The sequence below is a fragment of the Kineococcus anabasis genome (genome assembly GCF_054590795.1).
Window position 1 is genome coordinate 183,667 of record NZ_BAAIHU010000014.1, and the last position, 18,472, is coordinate 202,138.

Genomic DNA, 18,472 nt, shown 5'->3' on the forward strand with positions numbered 1-18,472 from the left:
GTGGGGGCAGCGGTGGGCGCAGTCGCGGCGGAGGACCTCGCGCACAGGTTCCAGGCGGCGCGACCGCGGCTGGAGCGCCTCGCGTACGCCGTCCTGGGGGACCGCGGCGAGGCCGAGGACGTCGTGCAGGACACGTGGTTCCGCCTCGCGCGCGCCGACGCGGGCGAGGCCGTCGCGGACGTGGAGGCCTGGGGGGTGGTCGCGGTGACGCGGGCCGCCCTCGACGTGCTGCGCTCGGCCCGGCACCGGCGCGAGCACTACGTCGGGCCGTGGCTGCCCGAACCCGTCGTGAGCCCGCCGGGCGCGGGCGCCGACCCCGCCGAGGAGGCCGAGCGCGCCGAGACCGTGGGCCTGGCGCTGATGGTCGTGCTGGAGACCCTCGGTCCCGCCGAGCGCGCCTCGTGGGTCCTGCACGACCTGTTCGGGGTGCCGTTCCCCGAGGTGGCCGAGGCGGTGGGGCGCTCCCCGCAGGCCGTGCGGCAGCTCGCCTCCCGGGCCCGCGCCCGCCTCGGCGCGGCGGGCGTGCCCCGCCGGCCCGTCGACGGGGCCGAGCACCGCCGGGTCCTGGCCGGGTTCGCCGCCGCGGTCGGGACGGGGGACCTCGGCGGCCTGCTCGCCCTGCTCGACCCCTCGGTGGTCCTCACCAGCGACGGCGGCGGGCAGGTCCGCGCGGCCCTGCGCCCGGTGACGGGGGACGACGCCGTGGCGCGGTTCCTGCTCGGCATCGCCCGCAGGAACGCGGGCGCGGCGGTTCCCGAGGCGGTGCTGGTCAACGGCGCCGAGGGTTTCGCGGTCCGCGAGGACGGGCGCGTCACGGCCGTCGTGGCGCTCACCGTGGCCGGCGGGCGCATCACCCGCGTCGACCTGGTGCGCGCGCCGGCCAAGCTGGCCCGGGTCCACCTCCCGGCGGCCGGGACGGGGAGGGAGGCGTGAGCGGCCACCCGCTGAGCCCGCTCGACGCCGGGGAGCTGGCCCGCAGCCGCGAGGTGCTCCTGGCCTCCGGCCGCCTCACCCCGGCGATGCGTTTCTCCTCGGCCGGCCTCGCGGAACCCCCCAAGTCCGAGGTCCTGGCCTGGCGCGCCGGCGACCCGGTGCCCCGGCGGTCGCTGTCGGTGCTGTGGGACCGCGCGCAGCGCGCCACCTACGAGGCCGTCGTCGACCTCGTCGCGGGGGAGGTCGTCTCCTTCGAGCACGTGCCCGGGGTCACCCCGAACTTCACCGTCGACGAGTACCACGAGGTGGACCGGGTCCTGAGGACCCACCCCGAGGTCGTGGCGGCGCTGGCCGCGCGGGGGGTCACGGACCTGGACCTGGTCCTGGTGGACGTGTGGACGTACGGGCACGCGGTGCTGCCGGAGCGCTGGCGCGGGCGCCGCCTCGGCTGGTGCGACGTGTGGCGGCGCGCGAGCCCGCACGGCAGCCCCTACGCGCACCACGTGCAGGGGCTGAAGTTCGTCGTCGACATGGACACCTACGAGCTGCTCGAGGTCGACGTGGCCGACGAGCTCGCCCCGGACGCCGGGGTGATGGGTGAGTACGAGCCGGAGCTCGTCGCGGAGCTGCTGCCCGGTTTCGCCCTGCGCACCGACCTGCGCCCCCTGGAGATCACCCAGCCGGAGGGACCGTCCTTCACGGTGGAGGACCGGGTGCTGCGCTGGCAGAGGTGGAGCATGCGCCTGGGGTTCACCGGGCGCGAGGGCCTCGTGCTGCACCAGGTCAGCTACGACGACGGCGGCCGCGAGCGCTCGATCGCCTACCGGATGTCGCTGGCGGAGATGGTGGTGCCGTACCGGGACGCGGGGTTCGACCACTACCGCCGCACCGCGTTCGACATCGGCGAGTGGGGTCTGGGGTACATGACGACCTCACTGGAGCTGGGCTGCGACTGCCTGGGGGAGATCCGCTACCTCGACGCCGTCCTCACCGACTCCGCCGGGGAGCCGTACACGATCCGCAACGCGATCTGCCTCCACGAGGAGGACGACGCGGTGCTGTGGAAGCACGTCGACGCGAACGGGCGGGCGCAGGTGCGCCGCTCGCGCCGGATGGTCGTCTCCTTCCACACGACGGTCGCGAACTACGAGTACCTCGTGTACTGGCGCTTCTACCTCGACGGCACCATCGAGTGCGAGGTCCGCGCCACCGGCATCATGGTGACCACGCCGCTGCCGGTGGGCGCGCCGGTCCCCGCCACCGGCACCCTCGTCGACGAGCGCACCTACGCGCCGTACCACCAGCACTTCGTGGTGGCCCGCCTCGACCTGGACGTCGACGGCCCGGAGAACACGGTGCTGGAGGTGGACTCCTCGGCGCTGCCGGTGGGGCCGGGGAACCCGCACGGGCTGGCCGTGGTCACCACCGCCACCCCGGTGGTCTCGGAGGCGGAGTCCGGCCGGGACGTGAACTGGGGGGCTCAGCGCGTGTGGAAGGTGGTGCACGCGGAGAAGCGGAACTCCCTGGGGACGCCGGTGGGGTACACGCTCGTGCCGTCCTCGGCGATCCCGCACATGTTCGACGAGCGCGCGCCGCAGTTCCTGCGCGCGCCGGTCATCAGCCACGACCTGTGGGTGACCCGGCACCACGACGACGAGCTGTGGCCGGCGGGGAACCACCCCACGCAGAGCGAGGTGGACACCGGCATCACGCGGTGGGTCGCGGACGACGAGCCGCTCGTGGGCACCGACGTGGTGCTGTGGCACGTCTTCGGCATCCACCACGTCACGCGGCCGGAGGACTGGCCCGTCATGCCGGTGGACGTCGTCTCGTTCAAGCTGAGGCCGTCGGGGTTCTTCGACCGCAACCCCGCCCTGGACGTGCCGCCCCCGCCGTCGCGGCACGCGGGACGTCCCGGCGGTGCGGTGGACGGCACGGGAGCCGGCGCCGGGCACGGCGCGGGGAGCTGCTGCTCCTGAGCCCGGCGGCGCCGCGGGGGTCCGGTCCCGGGCCCCCGCGGCGGTGCTCAGCTGGGGCGGATCTCCGCCGCCGTCTGCTCGTCCACGACCACGGTGTCCCCGGCGGGCTCGCTGGGCTCGGCGCGGTGGCGCACCTTGCCCACGACGGAGCCGGCCACGTTGCTCGCCTTCTCCGAGGCCAGACCGGCGGCGGCCTTCGCGGCGTCGGCGGCCTTGTCCTCCAGGACGCTCACCTTGCTCTGCACGGTCGGGTTGCCCCAGACCTTCGCCGCCACGGACCTGATCTGCTCGTAGCGCCCGCGGCCCGCGCGGGCTCCGAGCACGTACCCGGCCGCTCCTGCGACCAGCACGGTCAGCTTGCTCATCGGTGCTCCTCTCCCGTCCGGGCGGTTCCCCGTCCCGCGTTCCGGTCAATGATCCACGAGGTTCCCGCCGCCCGCCCGTGCAGGGCCCTCACCCGGTGAGGGAGGCGCCCGCCCGCACCAGCAGCGCCACGTCCACCGCGGCCACCGCGACCGTCGCGGGGAAGGGCCAGCGGCTGCGCGGGCGGGCCAGCGCGCCGCCGGCCGCCGCGGCGGTGAGAACGAGCGCCGCGGCCAGTCCCGCCCACCCGGTGGCGTCCGGCGGGCCGGGCGGGCCGGTGACGACGAGGACGCTGGCGCCCAGCAGCGCACCGGCGGCCAGGGCCGTGGCCCCGGTGCGCCCCAGCCGGTGCGGCAGCCCCCGCACCCCCGTGGCGCGGTCGTCGTCGAGGTCGGGCACCACGTTCGCGCAGTGCGCCCCCACGCCCAGCAGCGCCCCGGCACCCATCGCCCAGGCCGGTGCGGCGCTGCCGGCCACGGCCAGCGAGACCACCGAGGGCAGGGAGCCGAAGAACAGCACGTACGGCGCCCACGACCACACCGTGCCCTTCAGCCCGGCGTTGTAGCCCAGGGCCGCCGCCACGCCCACCAGGTGCAGCAGGCCGGCCCGCGCGCCCAGCGCCAGGGACAGCGGCACGGTGGCGGTGGCCGCCAGCAGGGCCGCCGCGCGCACGTGGGCCACGGGCAGCAGCCCCGCGGCGGCGGGCTTGTCGCCGCGCCCCACGGCGGCGTCGCGGGCGGCGTCCACCCAGTCGTTCGACCAGCCCACGGCGAGCTGGCCGGCCAGCACCGCCGCACCGGCCAGCGCGCAGGTCGCGGCCGTGCCGCCGGCGCCCGCGGTGAGCGCGGTGACGAACGCCGTCACGGCCGCGGTGGGCAGCGGGTGGCAGGACAGCAGGAGCGCCCGCACCCAGGACGCGGCGCCCGGGGTGCGGGTCCTGCGGGGCGTCAGGACCGTCACGGCGACACCGTGCCGCAGGTGCGCCCGCGGGGCAACGGTGGCCCCGCGGCGCGTGCCGGAGCGCCCGCGTGCCACCCCGTCGCCGTGCCCCGGGGTCGCCGGGCCGGGAGCGCGGTTCGGTGACACCATGCGCGCATGCCGCGCATCGCCGCAGTCGCCCCGGCGCTGCCCCCGTTCCGCTACCCCCAGGAGCGGATCACGGAGGAGCTCGCGCCGCTGCTGCTGCCCACCGACGAGCGCCGCGGCGTGCTGCGGCGGCTGCACCGGGCCACGGGGGTGCGGACCCGCCACCTGGCGCTGCCGCTGGAGGAGTACCGCTCCCTGGACTCCTTCACGACCTCCAACAACGCGTTCATCCGCGTGGGGCTGGACCTGGCCGAGGAGGCCGTGCGCTCGGCGCTGGGGGCGGCGGGCCTGGCGCCGCAGGACGTGGACTTCCTGCTGTTCACCTCCGTCACCGGCGTCTCCGCCCCCTCCCTCGACGCGCTGCTGGTCTCCCGGCTGGGGCTGCGCTCGGACGTGAAGCGGATCCCGGTGTTCGGGCTGGGCTGCGTGGCCGGTGCCGCGGGCATCGCACGGGTCGCCGACTACCTGGCCGGGCACCCGGACGACGTGGCGGTCCTGGTCTCGGTGGAGCTGTGCTCCCTGACGCTGCAGCGCGACGACGGCTCCGCCGCGAACCTCGTCGCCAGCGGCCTGTTCGGCGACGGCGCCGCGGCGGTCGTGATGGTCGGCGACGGGCGCGCCACGTCCGCCCCCGCGGGGCCGGACGTGGTGGCCACCCGCAGCAGGCTGTACCCGGGGACGACGGGTGAGCTGGGCTGGGACGTGGGCACCGGCGGTTTCCGCATCGTGCTGTCGGCGGAGCTGCCCGCCATCCTGCGCGCCCACCTCGCCGAGGACGTCGGGGAGTTCCTGGAGGACCACGGCCTCAAACCCGGCGACGTGGGCACGTGGGTCGTGCACGCCGGCGGGCCGAAGGTGCTGGACGCCGTGGCCGGCTCCCTCGGCCTGCCCGAGGAGGCCCTCGCGGTGAGCTGGCGGTCCCTGGAGGCGGTGGGCAACCTGTCGTCCGCGTCCGTGCTGCACGTCCTGGCGGACACGATGCGCCTGCGGGGGAGCGGTTCCGCCGCTGCCGGGGGCGAGGCGCTGCTGCTGGCCGTGGGGCCGGGCATCAGCGTGGAGGTGGTCCTGCTGCGCTGGTCCGAACCCACCCCGGAGGTGGCCGCATGAACTCCGTCGCGTGGTTCACCGTGCTGATCGCCGCTACCGGCGTCGAGCGGCTCGTCGAGCTGGTGGTGTCCCGGCGCAACGCCCGCTGGGCCTTCGCCCGCGGTGGCGTGGAGTCCGGGCTGCGGCACTTCCCGCCCATGGTGGCGCTGCACACCGCGCTGCTGGTGGGCTGCCTGGTGGAGGTGCACCTGGCCGGCCGGGAGTTCCTGCCGTGGCTGGGCTGGCCGGCGCTGGTGCTGGCGCTGGCCTGCCAGGTGCTGCGGTGGTGGTGCATCTCGGTGCTCGGGCCGCAGTGGAACACCCGCGTCATCGTCGTGCCGGGGCTCTCCCTCGTGGCGCGCGGGCCGTACCGGTGGCTGCGGCACCCGAACTACGTGGTGGTGGCGCTGGAGGGCCTGGTCCTGCCGCTGGTGCACACCGCGTGGGTCACGGCCGCGGTGTTCACCGTCCTCAACGCCGTGCTGCTGCTGGGGTTCCGCATCCCGGTGGAGCAGCGGGCGCTGCGGGCGGCGGGGGAGCGGCCGGCCGGGGCGGAGGTCCCGCCGCAGCGCCCGCGCCGCAACCGGGTGTGAGGAGCGTCGACACCGACGTCCTCGTCGTGGGCGGGGGGCCGGTCGGGCTCGCCGCGGCGCTGGAGGCGCGTCTGGCGGGGCTGGGCGCCGTCGTCGTGGAGCCCCGCGCGGGCGTGCTGGACAAGGCGTGCGGCGAGGGGCTGATGCCGGGGGCGGTGGCGGCGCTGGCGCGCCTGGGCGTGGACCCCGCCGGGCACGACATCGCCGGGTTCGCCTACTGCGATCCCCGGCGCCGGGTGGAGCACCGCTTCCGGGGTGCGTGCGGGCGGGGGGTGCGGCGCACCGCGCTGCACGCGGCCCTGGCGGAGCGCGCCGCCGCGGCCGGGGTGGAGACGGTGCGCGCGCGGGTGGGCGAGGTGGCGCAGGACGCGGCGGGGGTGCGGGCCGCGGGGGTGCGGGCGCGGTGGCTGCTGGGTTGCGACGGCCTGCACTCCGGGGTGCGGGAGCTGGCCGGGCTGGCCGTGCCCGCACCGCCGCGGCGCGGTCCCGGTGCGGCGCGGGGGCGGGACGGGCGGCGCTTCGGGCTGCGGCGGCACTACCGCCTGGCGCCGTGGACGGACCTGGTGGAGGTGCACTTCGCGGGGGCCGCTGAGGTGTACGTGACGCCGGTGGCGCCGCAGGAGGTGGGGGTGGCGGTGCTCGGCCCGCGCGGCACGGACCACGCCGCGGCCCTGGCCTCGGTGCCGGCGCTGGCGGAGCGGCTGGCGGGGGCGGCGGAGGCCTCCCCGCTGCGGGGCGCCGGGCCCCTGCGGCAGCGCACGCGCGGGCGCGCGGCGGGGCGGGTGCTGCTGGTGGGTGACGCCTCCGGGTACGTGGACGCCCTGACGGGGGAGGGGCTGCGGGTGGGGCTGGCGCAGGCGCGGGCGGCGGTGGCGTGCGTGCGGGCGGGCGGGGCGCCGGGTGCGGACCCGGCGGCGGTGGCCGCCTCGTACGAGCGGGCGTGGGCGGCGGCGACCCGGGAGGCGCGCCTGCTGACGGCGGGCCTGCTGGCGGTGGCCACCTCGCCGCTGCGGGGCGCCCTGGTGCCCACCGCGGCCCTGGTACCCGCCGTGTTCGGCCACGTCGTCGAGCGGCTGGCGCGGTGACGGGCGCGGAACACCCGGCCACACCGGTCGGTTCACCTGGCGTTCAACCGGTGTCCACCTTATGTTCGGGTCGGGCCGTCGAGCTGCCGGGCGACCCCCGAACGGGAGAGGTGGTCGCCGTGGGACTGGTGGACGGGTGGTGCCCGACCGTGGACGAGGACGAGCTCGCCTCGCTGCGCAACGAGACCCCGGCCGAGCGGATGGACCGCAACTGGGCGGAGCTGCTCCAGGAGCTGCGCGTCGTGCAGACGGGCGTGCAGGTGCTCGCCGGTTTCCTCGTGACCCTGCCGTTCCAGGCGCGCTTCGAGATCGTCGACGAGTACCAGCGCTACCTCTACCTCGCCGGCCTGCTCTTCGCCTTCGGTGCCACCGGAATCTTCCTCGCCCCGGTGTCCCTGCACCGCATCCTCTTCCGCCGCAACGCCAAGGGCCGCCTGGTGACCCTCGGCAACCGGTTCGCCAAGGCCGGGCTCGTCCTGCTCATGCTCGCGGTCTGCACGGTCACCCTGCTCGTCGCCGACGTCATCCTCGGGCGCACCGGCGGGTTCGTCGTCGCCGGCGGGGTGACGCTCTTCCTCCTGCTGTTCTGGTACCTCCTGCCGCTGCGCGAGCTGCGCTGCCTGGGCCGCGAGCGCGCCGGCGGCGACTGAGGCGTCAGCCGGCGACGAGGTCGCCGTACTCCTCGCGGTGGCGCTGCACGAACGCCGCGACGAACGAGCACGCCGGCACCACGGTGCGACCCTGCGCCCGCACGTCGTCGAGCACCTCCCGCACGAGCTTCGAGGCGATGCCCTTCCCCTCGTGCTGCGGCGGGACCCCGGTGTGCGTGAGCACCAGCGCGCCGCCCTCCGCCGGGGAGTAGTAGTCCACGACCCCGACGACCTCCCCGCCGGAGCGGGCCTCGTAGCGGCGCCGGCCGGCGTCGTGCGTGACGGTCAGGTCCACGGGTGCTCCTCGCTGCTCGGTGCCGGGGCGTGCGGTTCAGGGCCCGGCGGGACCAGTCTTCCCCGTCTCCCGCGCCACCGCCGCCTCCGCCGTCCCGCGGAAGTACTCGAACGTGGCCAGCGCCGCGTCCACCGTCCCGGCGGGCCAGCGCCCGGGGTCCGGGTCCGGCACCCCCGGCCGGCTCCGCTCCTGCGTGGCGGGGTCCTCCGGGAACCACGTCCCGCCCCGGACGGCGTGCTTCTCCGCGCCCTCCAGGAGCAGCAGCTTCAGCACCCCGGGGCTCACGTCACCCCGGCACGCCGTCAGGTACGCGAACGTCACCTCGCCCGTGCCGTCCCCGTCGGCGTCCGCCACCTGCAGCGACGCCGGCACGAACCCCGCGGTGACACCCGCCCCGCACCCGGCCACCCCGTCGGTGACGCGCCGCAGCAGCCGGGGCGCGGCCCCGGGAGCCAGCACGACGTGGTCCGCCGTCAGGTCCACCCCACCCGGCACCTCCGTGCGGGTGAGCACCACCACGTTCTCCCCGGCGGCGTCCGTGAACCGCAGCCCCGCGCCGTCCGCGCCCCCGGCCGGCCCCGCCTGCGCCGCGCCCAGCCCCGCCCGTGCCGCCGCGGCGGCCCGGTCGAGGTGTTCCACCCCGCCCAGCCCGGCGGGCGCGGCCGCGGCCGCCACCGGCACGCCGGAGGGGGACACCGCGGCCGGCGCCGCGGGGGTCGCGGCACCGGGGGAGCCGCACCCCGGCAGCAGCAGGACGGCTCCGGCCACCGCGACACCGACCCGCCCGCGCACACACCCTCCCGAGGTCCCGCGGCCGGGTGCGGCCACGATCCGGCCGGTGCACACCCCTGCCGGCACGGGCCCGGATCGTAGCCGCCCCCGCGGTGCCCGCCCGGGCCCCCGGCGCGCCCCGGCGGGCACCGCGGGAAGCAACCGCCCCGGCCTGCGGTTGAATGCGAGGCGCCCACCCGGGCGCGACCCACCGCCGGGGCCCGCCTCCGAGCGGTGCGCGGCGGCGGGTGCACCCCCACAGGAGGAAGCCACCATGCGCCGCAGGACCTTCGCCGCCACCGCCGCCCTCGCCCTCGCCGGGGTCCTCGCGGCCTGCGGCGGCGCGGAGGAGACGGGCACCGCATCGGCGGGGCCGCTGCGCGTCGCGACCGAGGGCACGTACGCCCCGTTCAGCTTCCACGACAAGACCACCAACGACCTCACCGGTTACGACGTCGAGGTCGTGCGGGCCGTGGCCGAGAAGCTCGGCCGGGAGGTCGAGTTCTCCGAGACCGCCTGGGACGCCATCTTCGCGGGCCTGGAGGCGAAGCGGTACGACGTCATCGCCAACCAGGTGTCCGTCACGCAGGAGCGCCAGGCCGAGTACGCGTTCTCCACCCCGTACACCGTCTCCGTCGGGGTCGTCGCCACCCGCGCCGACGACACCGCCATCACCTCCCTCGCGGACCTGGCGGGCAAGCGCAGCGCGCAGTCCTCCACCAGCAACTGGGCGCAGGTCGCGAAGGACGCCGGGGCGCAGGTCGAGGCCGTCGAGGGGCTCACGCAGGCCGTCGCGATGCTCAAGCAGGGCCGCGTCGACGCCACCGTCAACGACAACCTCGCGATCCTCGACTACCTCAGGACCTCCGGCGACACCGGCATCAAGATCGCCGTGGAGACCGAGGACACCAGCGAGCAGGCGTTCGCCTTCCGCAAGGAGGACGCGGAGCTGGCGAAGCAGTTCGACGACGTGCTCGCCGGGCTGCGCGCGGACGGAACCCTCGCGAAGATCTCCGGGAAGTGGTTCGGCCAGGACGTCAGCGGACCCGCCGCCGGCTGACCGGAGCCCGCACCGCACCACCGGAGGAGGGGGATGGACGCCTCGACCTGGACTCTCGTCCTGGACTCGCTGGGGCCGCTGCTGCTCGCCACCGTGCAGGGCACCATCCCCCTCACCGCGATCAGCTTCGCCGCCGGGCTCGTCCTGGCGCTCGCCGTCGCGCTCATGCGGCTGTCGCACGTGCGGCTGCTGTCCGGTGCGGCGCGCGCCTACGTCTCCCTCATCCGCGGCACCCCGCTGCTGCTGCAGCTGTTCATCATCTACTTCGGGCTGCCCTCCCTCGGGGTGACGATCCCGTCGTTCCCCAGCGCCTGCCTCGCCTTCACCCTCAACGTCGGCGCGTACGCCTCGGAGATCGTCCGCTCCGCGATCCTCGCCGTCCCGCGCGGGCAGACGGAGGCCGCCCTCACCGTCGGCATGGACTACCCGACGACCCTGCGCAGGATCGTCCTGCCGCAGGCCTCCCGCATCGCGGTGCCACCGCTGTCCAACACCCTCATCTCGCTGGTGAAGGACACCTCCCTCGCCTCGACCATCGGGGTCACCGAGCTGCTGCGCAAGGCCCAGGAGTTCGCCGCCCCCACGTACGAGTTCTTCGTCCTCTACGCGGTGGCCGCCTGCTACTACTGGGTGGTCTGCCTCGGCCTGTCCGCCGTCCAGGAAAGGCTGGAGACCCGCTTGAACAGGTACGTGGCGCGGTGACGGGAACCCCCCTCCTCCAGGTCCGGGGCCTGCGCAAGGCGTTCGGCGAGCACGAGGTCCTGCGCGGCGTCGACCTCGACACCGCCACCGGCACCGTCACCGTCCTCATCGGCCCCTCCGGCTCCGGCAAGACGACCGTGCTGCGCTCCCTCAACGTCCTGGAAGCCCCCGACGCGGGCAGCGTGCGGATCGGGGACGTGGCGCTGGAGTTCCCCCTGCCGCCCGGCCGCGCCGGCACGCGCGCCGCGGCCCGGCTGCGCGCCCAGAGCGGCATGGTGTTCCAGAGCCACAACCTCTTCCCCCACCTCACCGTCCTCGGCAACGTGGTGGAGGGCCCCGTCGTCGTGCAGGGCCGCGACCCCGCCGAGGCGCGCGCCGAGGCGATGGCGCTGCTGGAGCGCGTGGGCCTGGCGGCCAAGGCGGAGCAGTTCCCCTACCAGCTCTCCGGCGGTCAGCAGCAGCGCGTCGGGATCGCCCGGGCCCTCGCGATCCGCCCCCAGATCGTGCTCTTCGACGAGCCGACGTCCGCGCTGGACCCCGAGCTCGTGGGGGAGGTGCTCTCCGTGATGCGCGACCTCGCCGACGAGGGCCGCACCATGGTCGTCGTCACCCACGAGATGCGCTTCGCCCGGCAGGTCGCCGACCAGGTCCTGTTCCTCGACGGCGGCGTCATCGTCGAGCGCGGCACGCCCGCGGCGGTCCTGGAGGACCCCCGCGAGGACCGCACCCGGCGATTCCTGCGCCGCCTCGGCGAGGGCGGCTGAACGGCGCTAGGCGCAGGCGGGGGAGCTCACCTGGACACCGGAGGAGGTCCAGGCCGTCGCGGTCCTGGAGCGCACCGTGTACGTGTAGGCCGTCGCCGGCGAGGCGGAGGGGTCCGTCCACGTCGTCGCGGTCAGGGGTGAGCCGCTGACCTCCGTGCCGTTGCGGAAGAGGCGGTAGCCGGTGACGGGGACGCCCGAGCTCCCCGGGGCGGTCCAGCTCACGGTGACGGTGTTGTCGTAGCGGCCGTAGGCGGCCAGCGCCCAGCCGACCCACTTGCCGCCGCCGAAGCCGCTGAGACCGACCGTGCGGGAGCCGCTGGAGCCGGTGGCGCCGAGGGCCTGGTCCCACTGGTAGCCGCGGCTGCCGCCGTTGGTGCCGGGGGAGACGGTGGCCGCCCGCCGGTTCACGGGCGCGACGGACGTGCCGCCCACGGGGTTGGTGGTGGTGGTCTGGGGCCCCTCCGTGCCGACGCCCATGACGAGCAGGGCGGGGGTGCGCGCGGCGTTCACGGCGGGGACGGTGGCCGTCGAGCCGTCGCCCATCCCCAGGAAGGTCGCCGCGCTCGACACGGTGATCGCCTCCACCCCCCGGTACGCCGAGACGATGACGGTCGCCGGGTACTGGTACGCGTCGAACAGGTAGTCGGCCGGCTCGCCGGCCGCCACGACGCGGTAGAAGACGGCGTTCTTGTTCCCGCTCTGGCCGTCCTCCGCGAGCTTCGTCCAGCCGCTGGGGGTCGCCAGGTCGGCGTAGGTCGAGATCGACGCCGAGTTCACGAACGCCACCATCAGGTCCCCGGCCGCGGTGTTCAGCGGCCTGTCCACGGGGATCTTATGCACGTAGTCGGTGTCGTACTTCTGGCCCGTCGTGGTGCCCACCCAGGCGGGCGTGGCCACCGAGCACGTCCTCGGGTTCCCGGCCGCCAGCGCGGGGTTGGCCACCGAGGCCGTGCCGAACGTCGCCGACGGGCTGGCGGAGCTCGCGCGGAACGCGGCGTCCGCGGTGCCCCACGCCCACGCGGGCAGCACCAGCCCCAGGACGGCGGTCAGCGCCGCGACCCCCACCCGACCCCGGCGGCGCGGCAGGCGCGACCCGGCGGGGAACGGGCGGCGCGGCGGTGCGCCGTCCGTCCGTGCGCCGCCGCCCGGGGGCGGGGAGGTCATGGTCCCCGTGTCGGCACGTCCCACGCGCCACTTGAGCACGTTCACGCGCACGTGGGGAGCGACGGTGACCTCAGTGCTCCGGCAGCCCACCCCGCGCCGCGGCCAGCAGGTCCTCGCGCCGGTCCACCGTCGTGCGCTCCCGCCCGTGCTGCCGGCCCAGGGCGGCCTCCGCCGCGTCGATGCGCGCCCAGTCCGCCATCGTCAGCGGCGTCCGCCCCCGCCCGCGCAGCAGCTCGTCCAGCGTCGGCCCGCACGGCGCCGGGCGCGCCAGCAGCTCCGCCGCGTCGGCCAGCACCGTCGCCGCCGTGCGGTGCGCGTCGGCCTTCGCGTCGCCGATCACCCCGTGCGGCCCGTGCGCCAGCCAGCCCGTCACGTACTCCCCCGCACGGCAGAGGCCGTCGCGCTCCACCCGCCCGCCGGTGTTCGGCACGAACGTGCCCGCCGCGTTCACCGGCAGCCCGGGCACGGCCGTCACCATCGAGCCGGCCGCGCGCACCACGGCCTGCGCGGGCAGCACCTCCCGCAGCCCCGTGCCCACCACCGTCCCGTCCGGGGCGAGCAGGTTGCGCTCCACCTCCAGCCCCGTCACGTGGATCCCGCCCACGACCCGCACCGGGCGGGCGAGGAAGCGCAACCGCACCTCCCGGGTCGCCGTGGGGTCCACCGGCCGCTGCGCCCACTCCCGCAGCACCGCCAGGTTGCGCTCGGCGACCTTCGGCAGCGGCGTGCCGGGCTCGGCTAGGACCACCCCGGCGTCCTCCACGACGACCCGCACCCCCGGGATGGCGCCGAGCTCGCGCAGCTCCTTCGTCGTGAACGTCGCCTGCGCCGGGCCGCGCCGCGCCAGCAGCGTCACCCGCTCCACGACGCTCGCGTCCAGCGCCTCCAGCACCCGCAGCGGCATGTCCGTGGTGTCCAGGGCGTGCGGGCCCTTCGCCAGGACGCGCGCCACGTCGAGGGCGACGTTGCCGGCCCCGACCACGACGACCTCCCGGGCCGAGCGCACCAGCTGCGCGACGTGCGCGCCGGTGTCGGGCACCCCGCAGTACCAGCCGACGACGTCCACCGCCGAGACGCACCCGGGCAGGTCCTCGCCCCCGATGCCCAGGGGGCGGTCCGCCGAGGCCCCCAGCGCCCACACCACCGCGTCGGACTGCGCGAGCAGCTCGGCGGCGGTGACGTGCGCGCCGACCTCCACGTCGGCCCACAGCCGCACCCGCGGCTCCGACAGGGCGCGCTCCAGCACCGTGCGCAGGGAACGGATCTTGGGGTGGTCCGGCGCGACGCCGTAGCGCAGCAGGCCGAACGGCGTGGGCAGGCGCTCGACCACGTCGACCCGCACGTCCACGCCCTGCCCGGCGCCCGCCTGCCGGGTGAGGGCGTCCACCAGGTACGCCCCGGACGGGCCCGCCCCCACGACGGTCACGCGCAGCGGCCGGGCGGGAGAACCCGCCTCGATGGGACCGGACATGGGTCTCCTCCCGTCGCAGCCACCGTCGGCGTCGTCGTGCGGCCGACGCTAGGGCGCGGGAGGGGAGGTGTCGAGCGGCGCGCGGGTCAGCGCCGCGCGGGACGCGGTGCGCCGGCCGCCGGCCGGGGGGCGCCGGGCGCGGCCAGCAGCGACACCAGGGCCGCGGTCGCGTCGGCGTCGGCGTCGCGGGAGCCGTCCAGCCCGAGGAAGTCCTCCAGGCCGTCCCCGGGGGGCGGGGTCGTGCCCGGCGCCGGCACCGGCGCGGTCCCCGGCCGGGGGCCGGGGGAGGCGGGCCCGCGCGGCACCAGCAGCGCGGTCGCCATCGTCAGCAGGACCGCCAGGCCCACCAGCGGCGCGTGGTCGCCCGTCTGGAACCACAGCCGGGGCAGACCCACCCAGGGCACGCGGATGCGGCCCACGCCCAGCACGGCGGAGCGCTCCACCGGGGTGGTGTCGGCGCTCTGGTTGGCGTCCCCGCGGGTGACGAGCCGGTCGTCCTCGGTGACCTCCACGACCCGGTGCATGATCGTGCGGGCACCGCCGTCGGGGTCGGGGAACATCACGACCTGCCCCGGGACGATCGCCCGCGGGTCCACCGGGGAGGTCACCACCACGTCGCCGACGCGGATGCGCGGCTCCATCGAGCCGCTGACGATGGCGCTGGCCTTCCAGCCGAGCGCCAGGGGCACCATCGAGCCGAGCAGCAGCCCCGCCGCGGTCACCACGACGGCCGTGGCGATCGCCTCGGCGGTCGTCAGCACAGCGCCGCCCAGGCGCTCGGCGGGGGTGCGGTTCAGGGACACACCCGGGGCATCGGCACGTCCGCCCGGCGGCTTGACGCCACCGGCCGCCCCGCCCGCGGAGTGCGGGCTCATCCCTGCACGCGGCGCATCGGGATGCGGTCCTCCACCGCCGTCAGCGGGCGCCGGCGGGCGACCTCCGCGTCGACGACGCGGTTGCGGCCGGCCTCCTTCGCCGCGTACAGCGCCGCGTCCGCCGACGCCAGCAGGGACAGGGCGTCCGTGCCGTCGGTGGGGAACGTCGCCACGCCCAGGCTGGCCGTCACCGGGACAGGGCCGTCCTCCATGGTCTGCACCGCGCGGCGGATGCGCTCCGCCACCGCCACCGCGTCCTCGCGGGACGTGCCCGGCAGGATCACGCAGAACTCCTCGCCGCCGTAGCGGGCCGCGGTGCCGCCACCGCTGCGCAGGTTGCCGCGCAGCACCCGGCCCACCGCGCGCAGCGCGTCGTCACCGGCGAGGTGCCCGTGGGTGTCGTTGAGCCGCTTGAAGTGGTCCAGGTCCACCAGCGCCACGGAGAACTCCGTGTGCTCACGGGCCGCCTGCGCGAACTCGCCCGCCAGCGCCTCGTCGAACGCGCGGCGGTTCACCAGGCCCGTCAGGCCGTCGGTGTCCGCCGCGGCGCGCAGCCGCGTCACCAGGGCCGCGCGGCCCAGCGCCTGGCCGGCGTGCGCGGTGGCCTGCTCCGCGGTCGCCAGCAGGCGGCGCTCCACCCGCGGCGGGCGGCCCAGGCTCAGCCAGCGCAGCACGCGGCGGTGCCCGTGACCGGCGTGCTCCATGACGAGCGCGCCCGCCGTCTGCCCCTCCAGGGCGAACGGCACCACGATGACGTTGCGGGCGCCCGGCAGGGCCGAGGCCAGCCACGCGTCGTGCAGCGGGTGCAGGGTGCGTGCCAGCAGCGTGGTGCGGCCCACGACCGCCCGCAGGAGCAGCGCCCGCGCCGGCAGGGCCGCGGAGAACCGCTCGACGCGCTCGGAGCCGTCCGTGCCCAGCACGGCCAGGGTGCCGTGACCCTGCGCCGACACACCTCCGGAGTCGTCGGGGCGGGCCGCGGAGTGCTCCGCGGCGTCCAGGACGACCACGGCGGTGCGGGCCGAGAGCAGCTCCTGCTGCGCGAGGCGGGCCAGCAGCAGCGCCGTCGGGCCCGTCCCGTCCGCCCCCTCCAGGTCCAGCGCGAACCGGCGCAGCACGTCGCCGTCGTAGCGGCGGCGGCGCAGCTCGCGCTCGTTGCCGGCGGCGAAGACCGCGGTGGTCAGCACGATGCCCCACAGCACGACCAGCTGCAGCACGTAGTCCGTCGTGGACGAGCGCAGCACCGGCACGCCCAGGACGCCGACGCGGTCGGCCTCCAGCACCATGAGCATCACCAGGGAGTGCCACAGCGCCAGCTTCACGCCCGTGCGGAAGGACGCCAGCAGCGTCACCGACATCGCGTGCAGGACGATCACGTAGCCCACGGGGCCGTCCAGGCCCTCCAGGCTGCGGTAGGCCCAGCCCAGGTAGACGCCGTCGGCGAGCAGGCCCGTGCCCAGCAGCGCCAGGGACACCTCGCGCGAGGAGCGCATGAACAGGTTCGTGACCAGCACGAACACGCCGTACAGCACGGCGGGGACGGCCAGGGCGACCCAGCTCGCGGAGCGGTCCGCGGGCAGCGCCAGCCACGCCGCGAGCGGCAGGAGGACGATGAACAACCGCATCGCCGTCGTCCAGCGCAGACGCTCGACGAGGCTGACGAGGCCGGCGGTACCGGTGTAGCGCCAGCCTCCCCGGCTCGTGCTCTGCCTGCTCATGATGTGCCTTCCGGTCGTCCGGCGCGGAGCGCCTGCCCACGGGGGTGCGTCTGCGGCACGTCCCCCAGCAAGAAGCGGGCGAGCCACACGAGGCGGCTGTCCGGCTGCTCGTCGGAGTGCCCCTCGAACAGTGCATCGGCATCCGGGTACAGCGGCGCGAGTGCCAATTTCGGATCCCTGCGGTCCACCCGGTCCTGGATCACCAGGAAGAGCAGGATGAGCAGCAGGAGCAGCACGGGGAAGCCGCTGGTGGCGGCCATGGCCCGCAGCATCGAGGCGGCCTGCGGGTCCAGCGGCAGGGACTCGCTGATCCACGCGCTCGGGTCGAAGCCGGGGATGGGCGAGCTGATGCCGGTGTCCTCGTTCCCCGCGCCACGGGTCCCGCCCGCGGCGTACTGCGGGGTGGACGTGCCGGAGCCGCGCAGGAAGCCGCCACCGGGGCGTTCGGCGGGTGCCGCGCCGGGAGCCAGGGGGCCCCGGCCGGAGCCACCGGGGGCACCGGGGACGAGTTGGGTGCCGGGGAACCAGGGGCTCGGCGCGGCCGCACCGGGGGCGGTGGCCCACGGGTTGCCCGTGGGGCCGTCCAGACCGGGGAACCAGGGGCTCGCCGGGGTGGGCGTCACCGGCCACAGCGGCGCCAGGGACGGTGACGGGGACGGGGACGGGGCCAGGCCGGGGAACCACGGGGTCGCCGGGGTGGGCGTCACCGGCCAGCGGGGGCCGACGACGGGCGCGAGGCCGCCGGTGCCGGTGGAGCCGTTCGAGCCGGTGCCGGTGGAGCCGTTCGAGCCGGTGCCGGTGGAGCCGTCGCCGTCGTCGCCGGCGGGCCTGGACGGCGCGGGCGTCGGCCTCGCCGGGGTGGCCGGGGTCGCCGACGGCCGGGGGCCGGGAGCGCCCGCCGACGGTCCGGGAGCCGGGGTGGCCGGGGTCGCCGACGGCCTGGGGGCCGGGTTCGACGGGCCGGGTACCGGGGTCGAAGGGCTGGGCGCCGGGGTCGTGGGGTTCGGCGCGGGTGCCGAGGGGCTGGGCGCGGGTGCCGAGGGGCTGGGCGCGGGTGCCGAGGGGCTGGGCGCGGGTGCCGAGGGACCGGGCGCGGGTGCCGAGGGACCGGGCGCGGGGGTCGTGGGGTTCGGCGCGGGGGCCGAGGGGCCGGGGACCGGCGTGGACGGGGCCGGTGCGGGTGCTGAGGGGCCGGGGGCCGGGACCGAAGGGCTCGGCGCGGGCGTGCCGGGGTCGGTGCCGGGGTTGGTCGGGTTCGCGCTGACGGCCGTGGCCGTCACCGACCAGACGAAGGTGCCGGTCGCCGACGCGCCCTGGAGCGACTGGTCGTCCGGGATGGCGGCGGTGATGCGGTAGCGGCGCACGCTGGTGCCCGTGGCGACGGCACCGGGCGTGCCGACCCCGTTGGTGGGTGCGGCGGAGTCGAGGCCCAGCCGGGCCAGGGAGTCGGAGAAGACCGGGGTGGGCGTCACCAGGTCGCAGGCACCGGAGCCCGGCGTGCCCTCCTCGACGGTGAGGTGCAGGTGGTCGGCCAGGGTGCCGGTGACGGCGGTGGCGGTCAGCTTCAGCGGGCCGGGGTTGGAGCCCGCGATCGCCACGACCTCCACGTCCGCGCAGCCCTCGACGGTCACTCCGGGCACCATGTCGGACGCCTGGAGGATCGCGCCGGGACCGCCGATCAGGCGCAGCTGCACCGCCTGCGGGCTGGACTGTGCGGTCGTGGCGGCCCAGACGCCACCTGCCGCGAGCACGGTGAGGAACGTGGCGGACATCGCGACGATGCGCCGCGTCACCCCGCGCGGCTCGGGATCCGGAGCAGGCGCGGGAGCGACGTGCAGCTCGCGGAAGTGCACCGCGACCATCCGGCCTCCCCGGTCAAG

The 18,472-nt window shown here is 76.6% G+C and carries 18 protein-coding genes; 9 read left to right on the forward strand and 9 right to left on the reverse strand.

The window, feature by feature from the left end; genetic code table 11:
• The first annotated feature begins 12 nt into the window (after positions 1–12).
• A complete protein-coding gene (sigJ, locus tag ACYQBY_RS21005) occupies positions 13–933 on the forward strand; it encodes an RNA polymerase sigma factor SigJ (RefSeq protein WP_459645845.1) in 921 nt (306 codons plus the stop codon).
• The gene (locus tag ACYQBY_RS21010; RefSeq protein ID WP_459645846.1) at positions 930–2,912 is read left to right on the forward strand and encodes a primary-amine oxidase; all 1,983 of its coding nucleotides are present in this window, start codon (positions 930–932) and stop codon (positions 2,910–2,912) included. The genes sigJ and ACYQBY_RS21010 overlap by 4 nt, the downstream gene beginning before the upstream one ends.
• Positions 2,913–2,959: 47 nt before the next feature.
• Here ACYQBY_RS21010 and ACYQBY_RS21015 read toward each other — a convergent pair whose 3' ends face one another.
• Together ACYQBY_RS21015 and ACYQBY_RS21020 are read right to left on the reverse strand one after the other, a co-directional pair.
• Positions 2,960–3,277: a hypothetical protein gene (locus tag ACYQBY_RS21015; RefSeq protein ID WP_459645847.1), complete on the reverse strand. Its 318-nt coding sequence runs from the start codon at positions 3,275–3,277 to the stop codon at positions 2,960–2,962.
• Between the two features lie 88 nt (positions 3,278–3,365).
• On the reverse strand, positions 3,366–4,235 hold the full coding sequence (locus tag ACYQBY_RS21020; RefSeq protein WP_459645848.1) for a UbiA family prenyltransferase: 870 nt from the start codon (positions 4,233–4,235) through the stop codon (positions 3,366–3,368).
• A 135-nt stretch (positions 4,236–4,370) separates the two neighbouring features.
• Here ACYQBY_RS21020 and ACYQBY_RS21025 point away from each other — a divergent pair, with 135 nt between their 5' ends.
• From ACYQBY_RS21025 to ACYQBY_RS21040, 4 genes are all read left to right on the forward strand, one after another.
• Positions 4,371–5,468, forward strand: a complete 1,098-nt coding sequence (locus ACYQBY_RS21025; RefSeq protein WP_459645849.1) for a type III polyketide synthase — start codon at positions 4,371–4,373, stop codon at positions 5,466–5,468.
• Complete coding sequence (locus ACYQBY_RS21030; RefSeq protein ID WP_459645850.1) at positions 5,465–6,040, forward strand: isoprenylcysteine carboxyl methyltransferase family protein; 576 nt, start codon at positions 5,465–5,467, stop codon at positions 6,038–6,040. The genes ACYQBY_RS21025 and ACYQBY_RS21030 overlap by 4 nt, the downstream gene beginning before the upstream one ends.
• Positions 6,037–7,125, forward strand: coding sequence for an NAD(P)/FAD-dependent oxidoreductase (locus tag ACYQBY_RS21035; protein WP_459645851.1), 1,089 nt, complete (start codon positions 6,037–6,039; stop codon positions 7,123–7,125). The genes ACYQBY_RS21030 and ACYQBY_RS21035 overlap by 4 nt, the downstream gene beginning before the upstream one ends.
• 119 nt (positions 7,126–7,244) lie before the next feature.
• Complete coding sequence (locus ACYQBY_RS21040; protein ID WP_459645852.1) at positions 7,245–7,775, forward strand: DUF6328 family protein; 531 nt, start codon at positions 7,245–7,247, stop codon at positions 7,773–7,775.
• 4 nt (positions 7,776–7,779) lie between these two features.
• On the opposite strand, the gene ACYQBY_RS21045 is transcribed toward ACYQBY_RS21040, so the two are convergent.
• Together ACYQBY_RS21045 and ACYQBY_RS21050 are read right to left on the reverse strand one after the other, a co-directional pair.
• Positions 7,780–8,070: a GNAT family N-acetyltransferase gene (locus tag ACYQBY_RS21045; protein ID WP_459645853.1), complete on the reverse strand. Its 291-nt coding sequence runs from the start codon at positions 8,068–8,070 to the stop codon at positions 7,780–7,782.
• Positions 8,071–8,106: 36 nt separating this feature from the next.
• Complete coding sequence (locus ACYQBY_RS21050) at positions 8,107–8,838, reverse strand: M949_RS01915 family surface polysaccharide biosynthesis protein (protein WP_459645854.1); 732 nt, start codon at positions 8,836–8,838, stop codon at positions 8,107–8,109.
• 277 nt (positions 8,839–9,115) lie between these two features.
• Between ACYQBY_RS21050 and ACYQBY_RS21055 the strand changes: the two genes are divergently transcribed.
• Genes ACYQBY_RS21055 through ACYQBY_RS21065 form a run of 3 tightly spaced genes read left to right on the forward strand, consistent with a single transcriptional unit; the run spans position 9,116 to position 11,367 of the window.
• Positions 9,116–9,901 carry an amino acid ABC transporter substrate-binding protein gene (locus tag ACYQBY_RS21055; RefSeq protein WP_459645855.1) on the forward strand — a complete coding sequence of 262 codons (786 nt, stop codon included), beginning with the start codon at positions 9,116–9,118 and terminating at the stop codon, positions 9,899–9,901.
• A gap of 33 nt (positions 9,902–9,934) precedes the next feature.
• Positions 9,935–10,603 carry an amino acid ABC transporter permease gene (locus tag ACYQBY_RS21060; RefSeq protein WP_459645856.1) on the forward strand — a complete coding sequence of 223 codons (669 nt, stop codon included), beginning with the start codon at positions 9,935–9,937 and terminating at the stop codon, positions 10,601–10,603.
• Entirely contained in the window at positions 10,600–11,367 is a 768-nt protein-coding gene (locus ACYQBY_RS21065; protein ID WP_459645857.1) for an amino acid ABC transporter ATP-binding protein, read from the forward strand. Before ACYQBY_RS21060 ends, ACYQBY_RS21065 begins: the two co-directional genes overlap by 4 nt.
• Before the next feature lie 6 nt (positions 11,368–11,373).
• Here the strand turns inward: ACYQBY_RS21065 and ACYQBY_RS21070 are convergent, their stop codons facing one another.
• From ACYQBY_RS21070 to ACYQBY_RS21090, 5 genes are all read right to left on the reverse strand, one after another.
• Positions 11,374–12,531 carry a fibronectin type III domain-containing protein gene (locus tag ACYQBY_RS21070; protein ID WP_459645858.1) on the reverse strand — a complete coding sequence of 386 codons (1,158 nt, stop codon included), beginning with the start codon at positions 12,529–12,531 and terminating at the stop codon, positions 11,374–11,376.
• Positions 12,532–12,601: 70 nt separating this feature from the next.
• The gene (locus ACYQBY_RS21075; RefSeq protein WP_459645859.1) at positions 12,602–14,002 is read right to left on the reverse strand and encodes an FAD-dependent oxidoreductase; all 1,401 of its coding nucleotides are present in this window, start codon (positions 14,000–14,002) and stop codon (positions 12,602–12,604) included.
• A gap of 86 nt (positions 14,003–14,088) precedes the next feature.
• The gene (locus ACYQBY_RS21080; protein WP_459645860.1) at positions 14,089–14,805 is read right to left on the reverse strand and encodes a signal peptidase I; all 717 of its coding nucleotides are present in this window, start codon (positions 14,803–14,805) and stop codon (positions 14,089–14,091) included.
• A 68-nt stretch (positions 14,806–14,873) separates the two neighbouring features.
• Positions 14,874–16,592 carry a GGDEF domain-containing protein gene (locus ACYQBY_RS21085; protein ID WP_459645861.1) on the reverse strand — a complete coding sequence of 573 codons (1,719 nt, stop codon included), beginning with the start codon at positions 16,590–16,592 and terminating at the stop codon, positions 14,874–14,876.
• Positions 16,589–18,454 (reverse strand): hypothetical protein, encoded by a 1,866-nt coding sequence (locus ACYQBY_RS21090; RefSeq protein ID WP_459645862.1) that lies wholly within the window; start codon positions 18,452–18,454, stop codon positions 16,589–16,591. Before ACYQBY_RS21090 ends, ACYQBY_RS21085 begins: the two co-directional genes overlap by 4 nt.
• Positions 18,455–18,472: the final 18 nt, after the last annotated feature.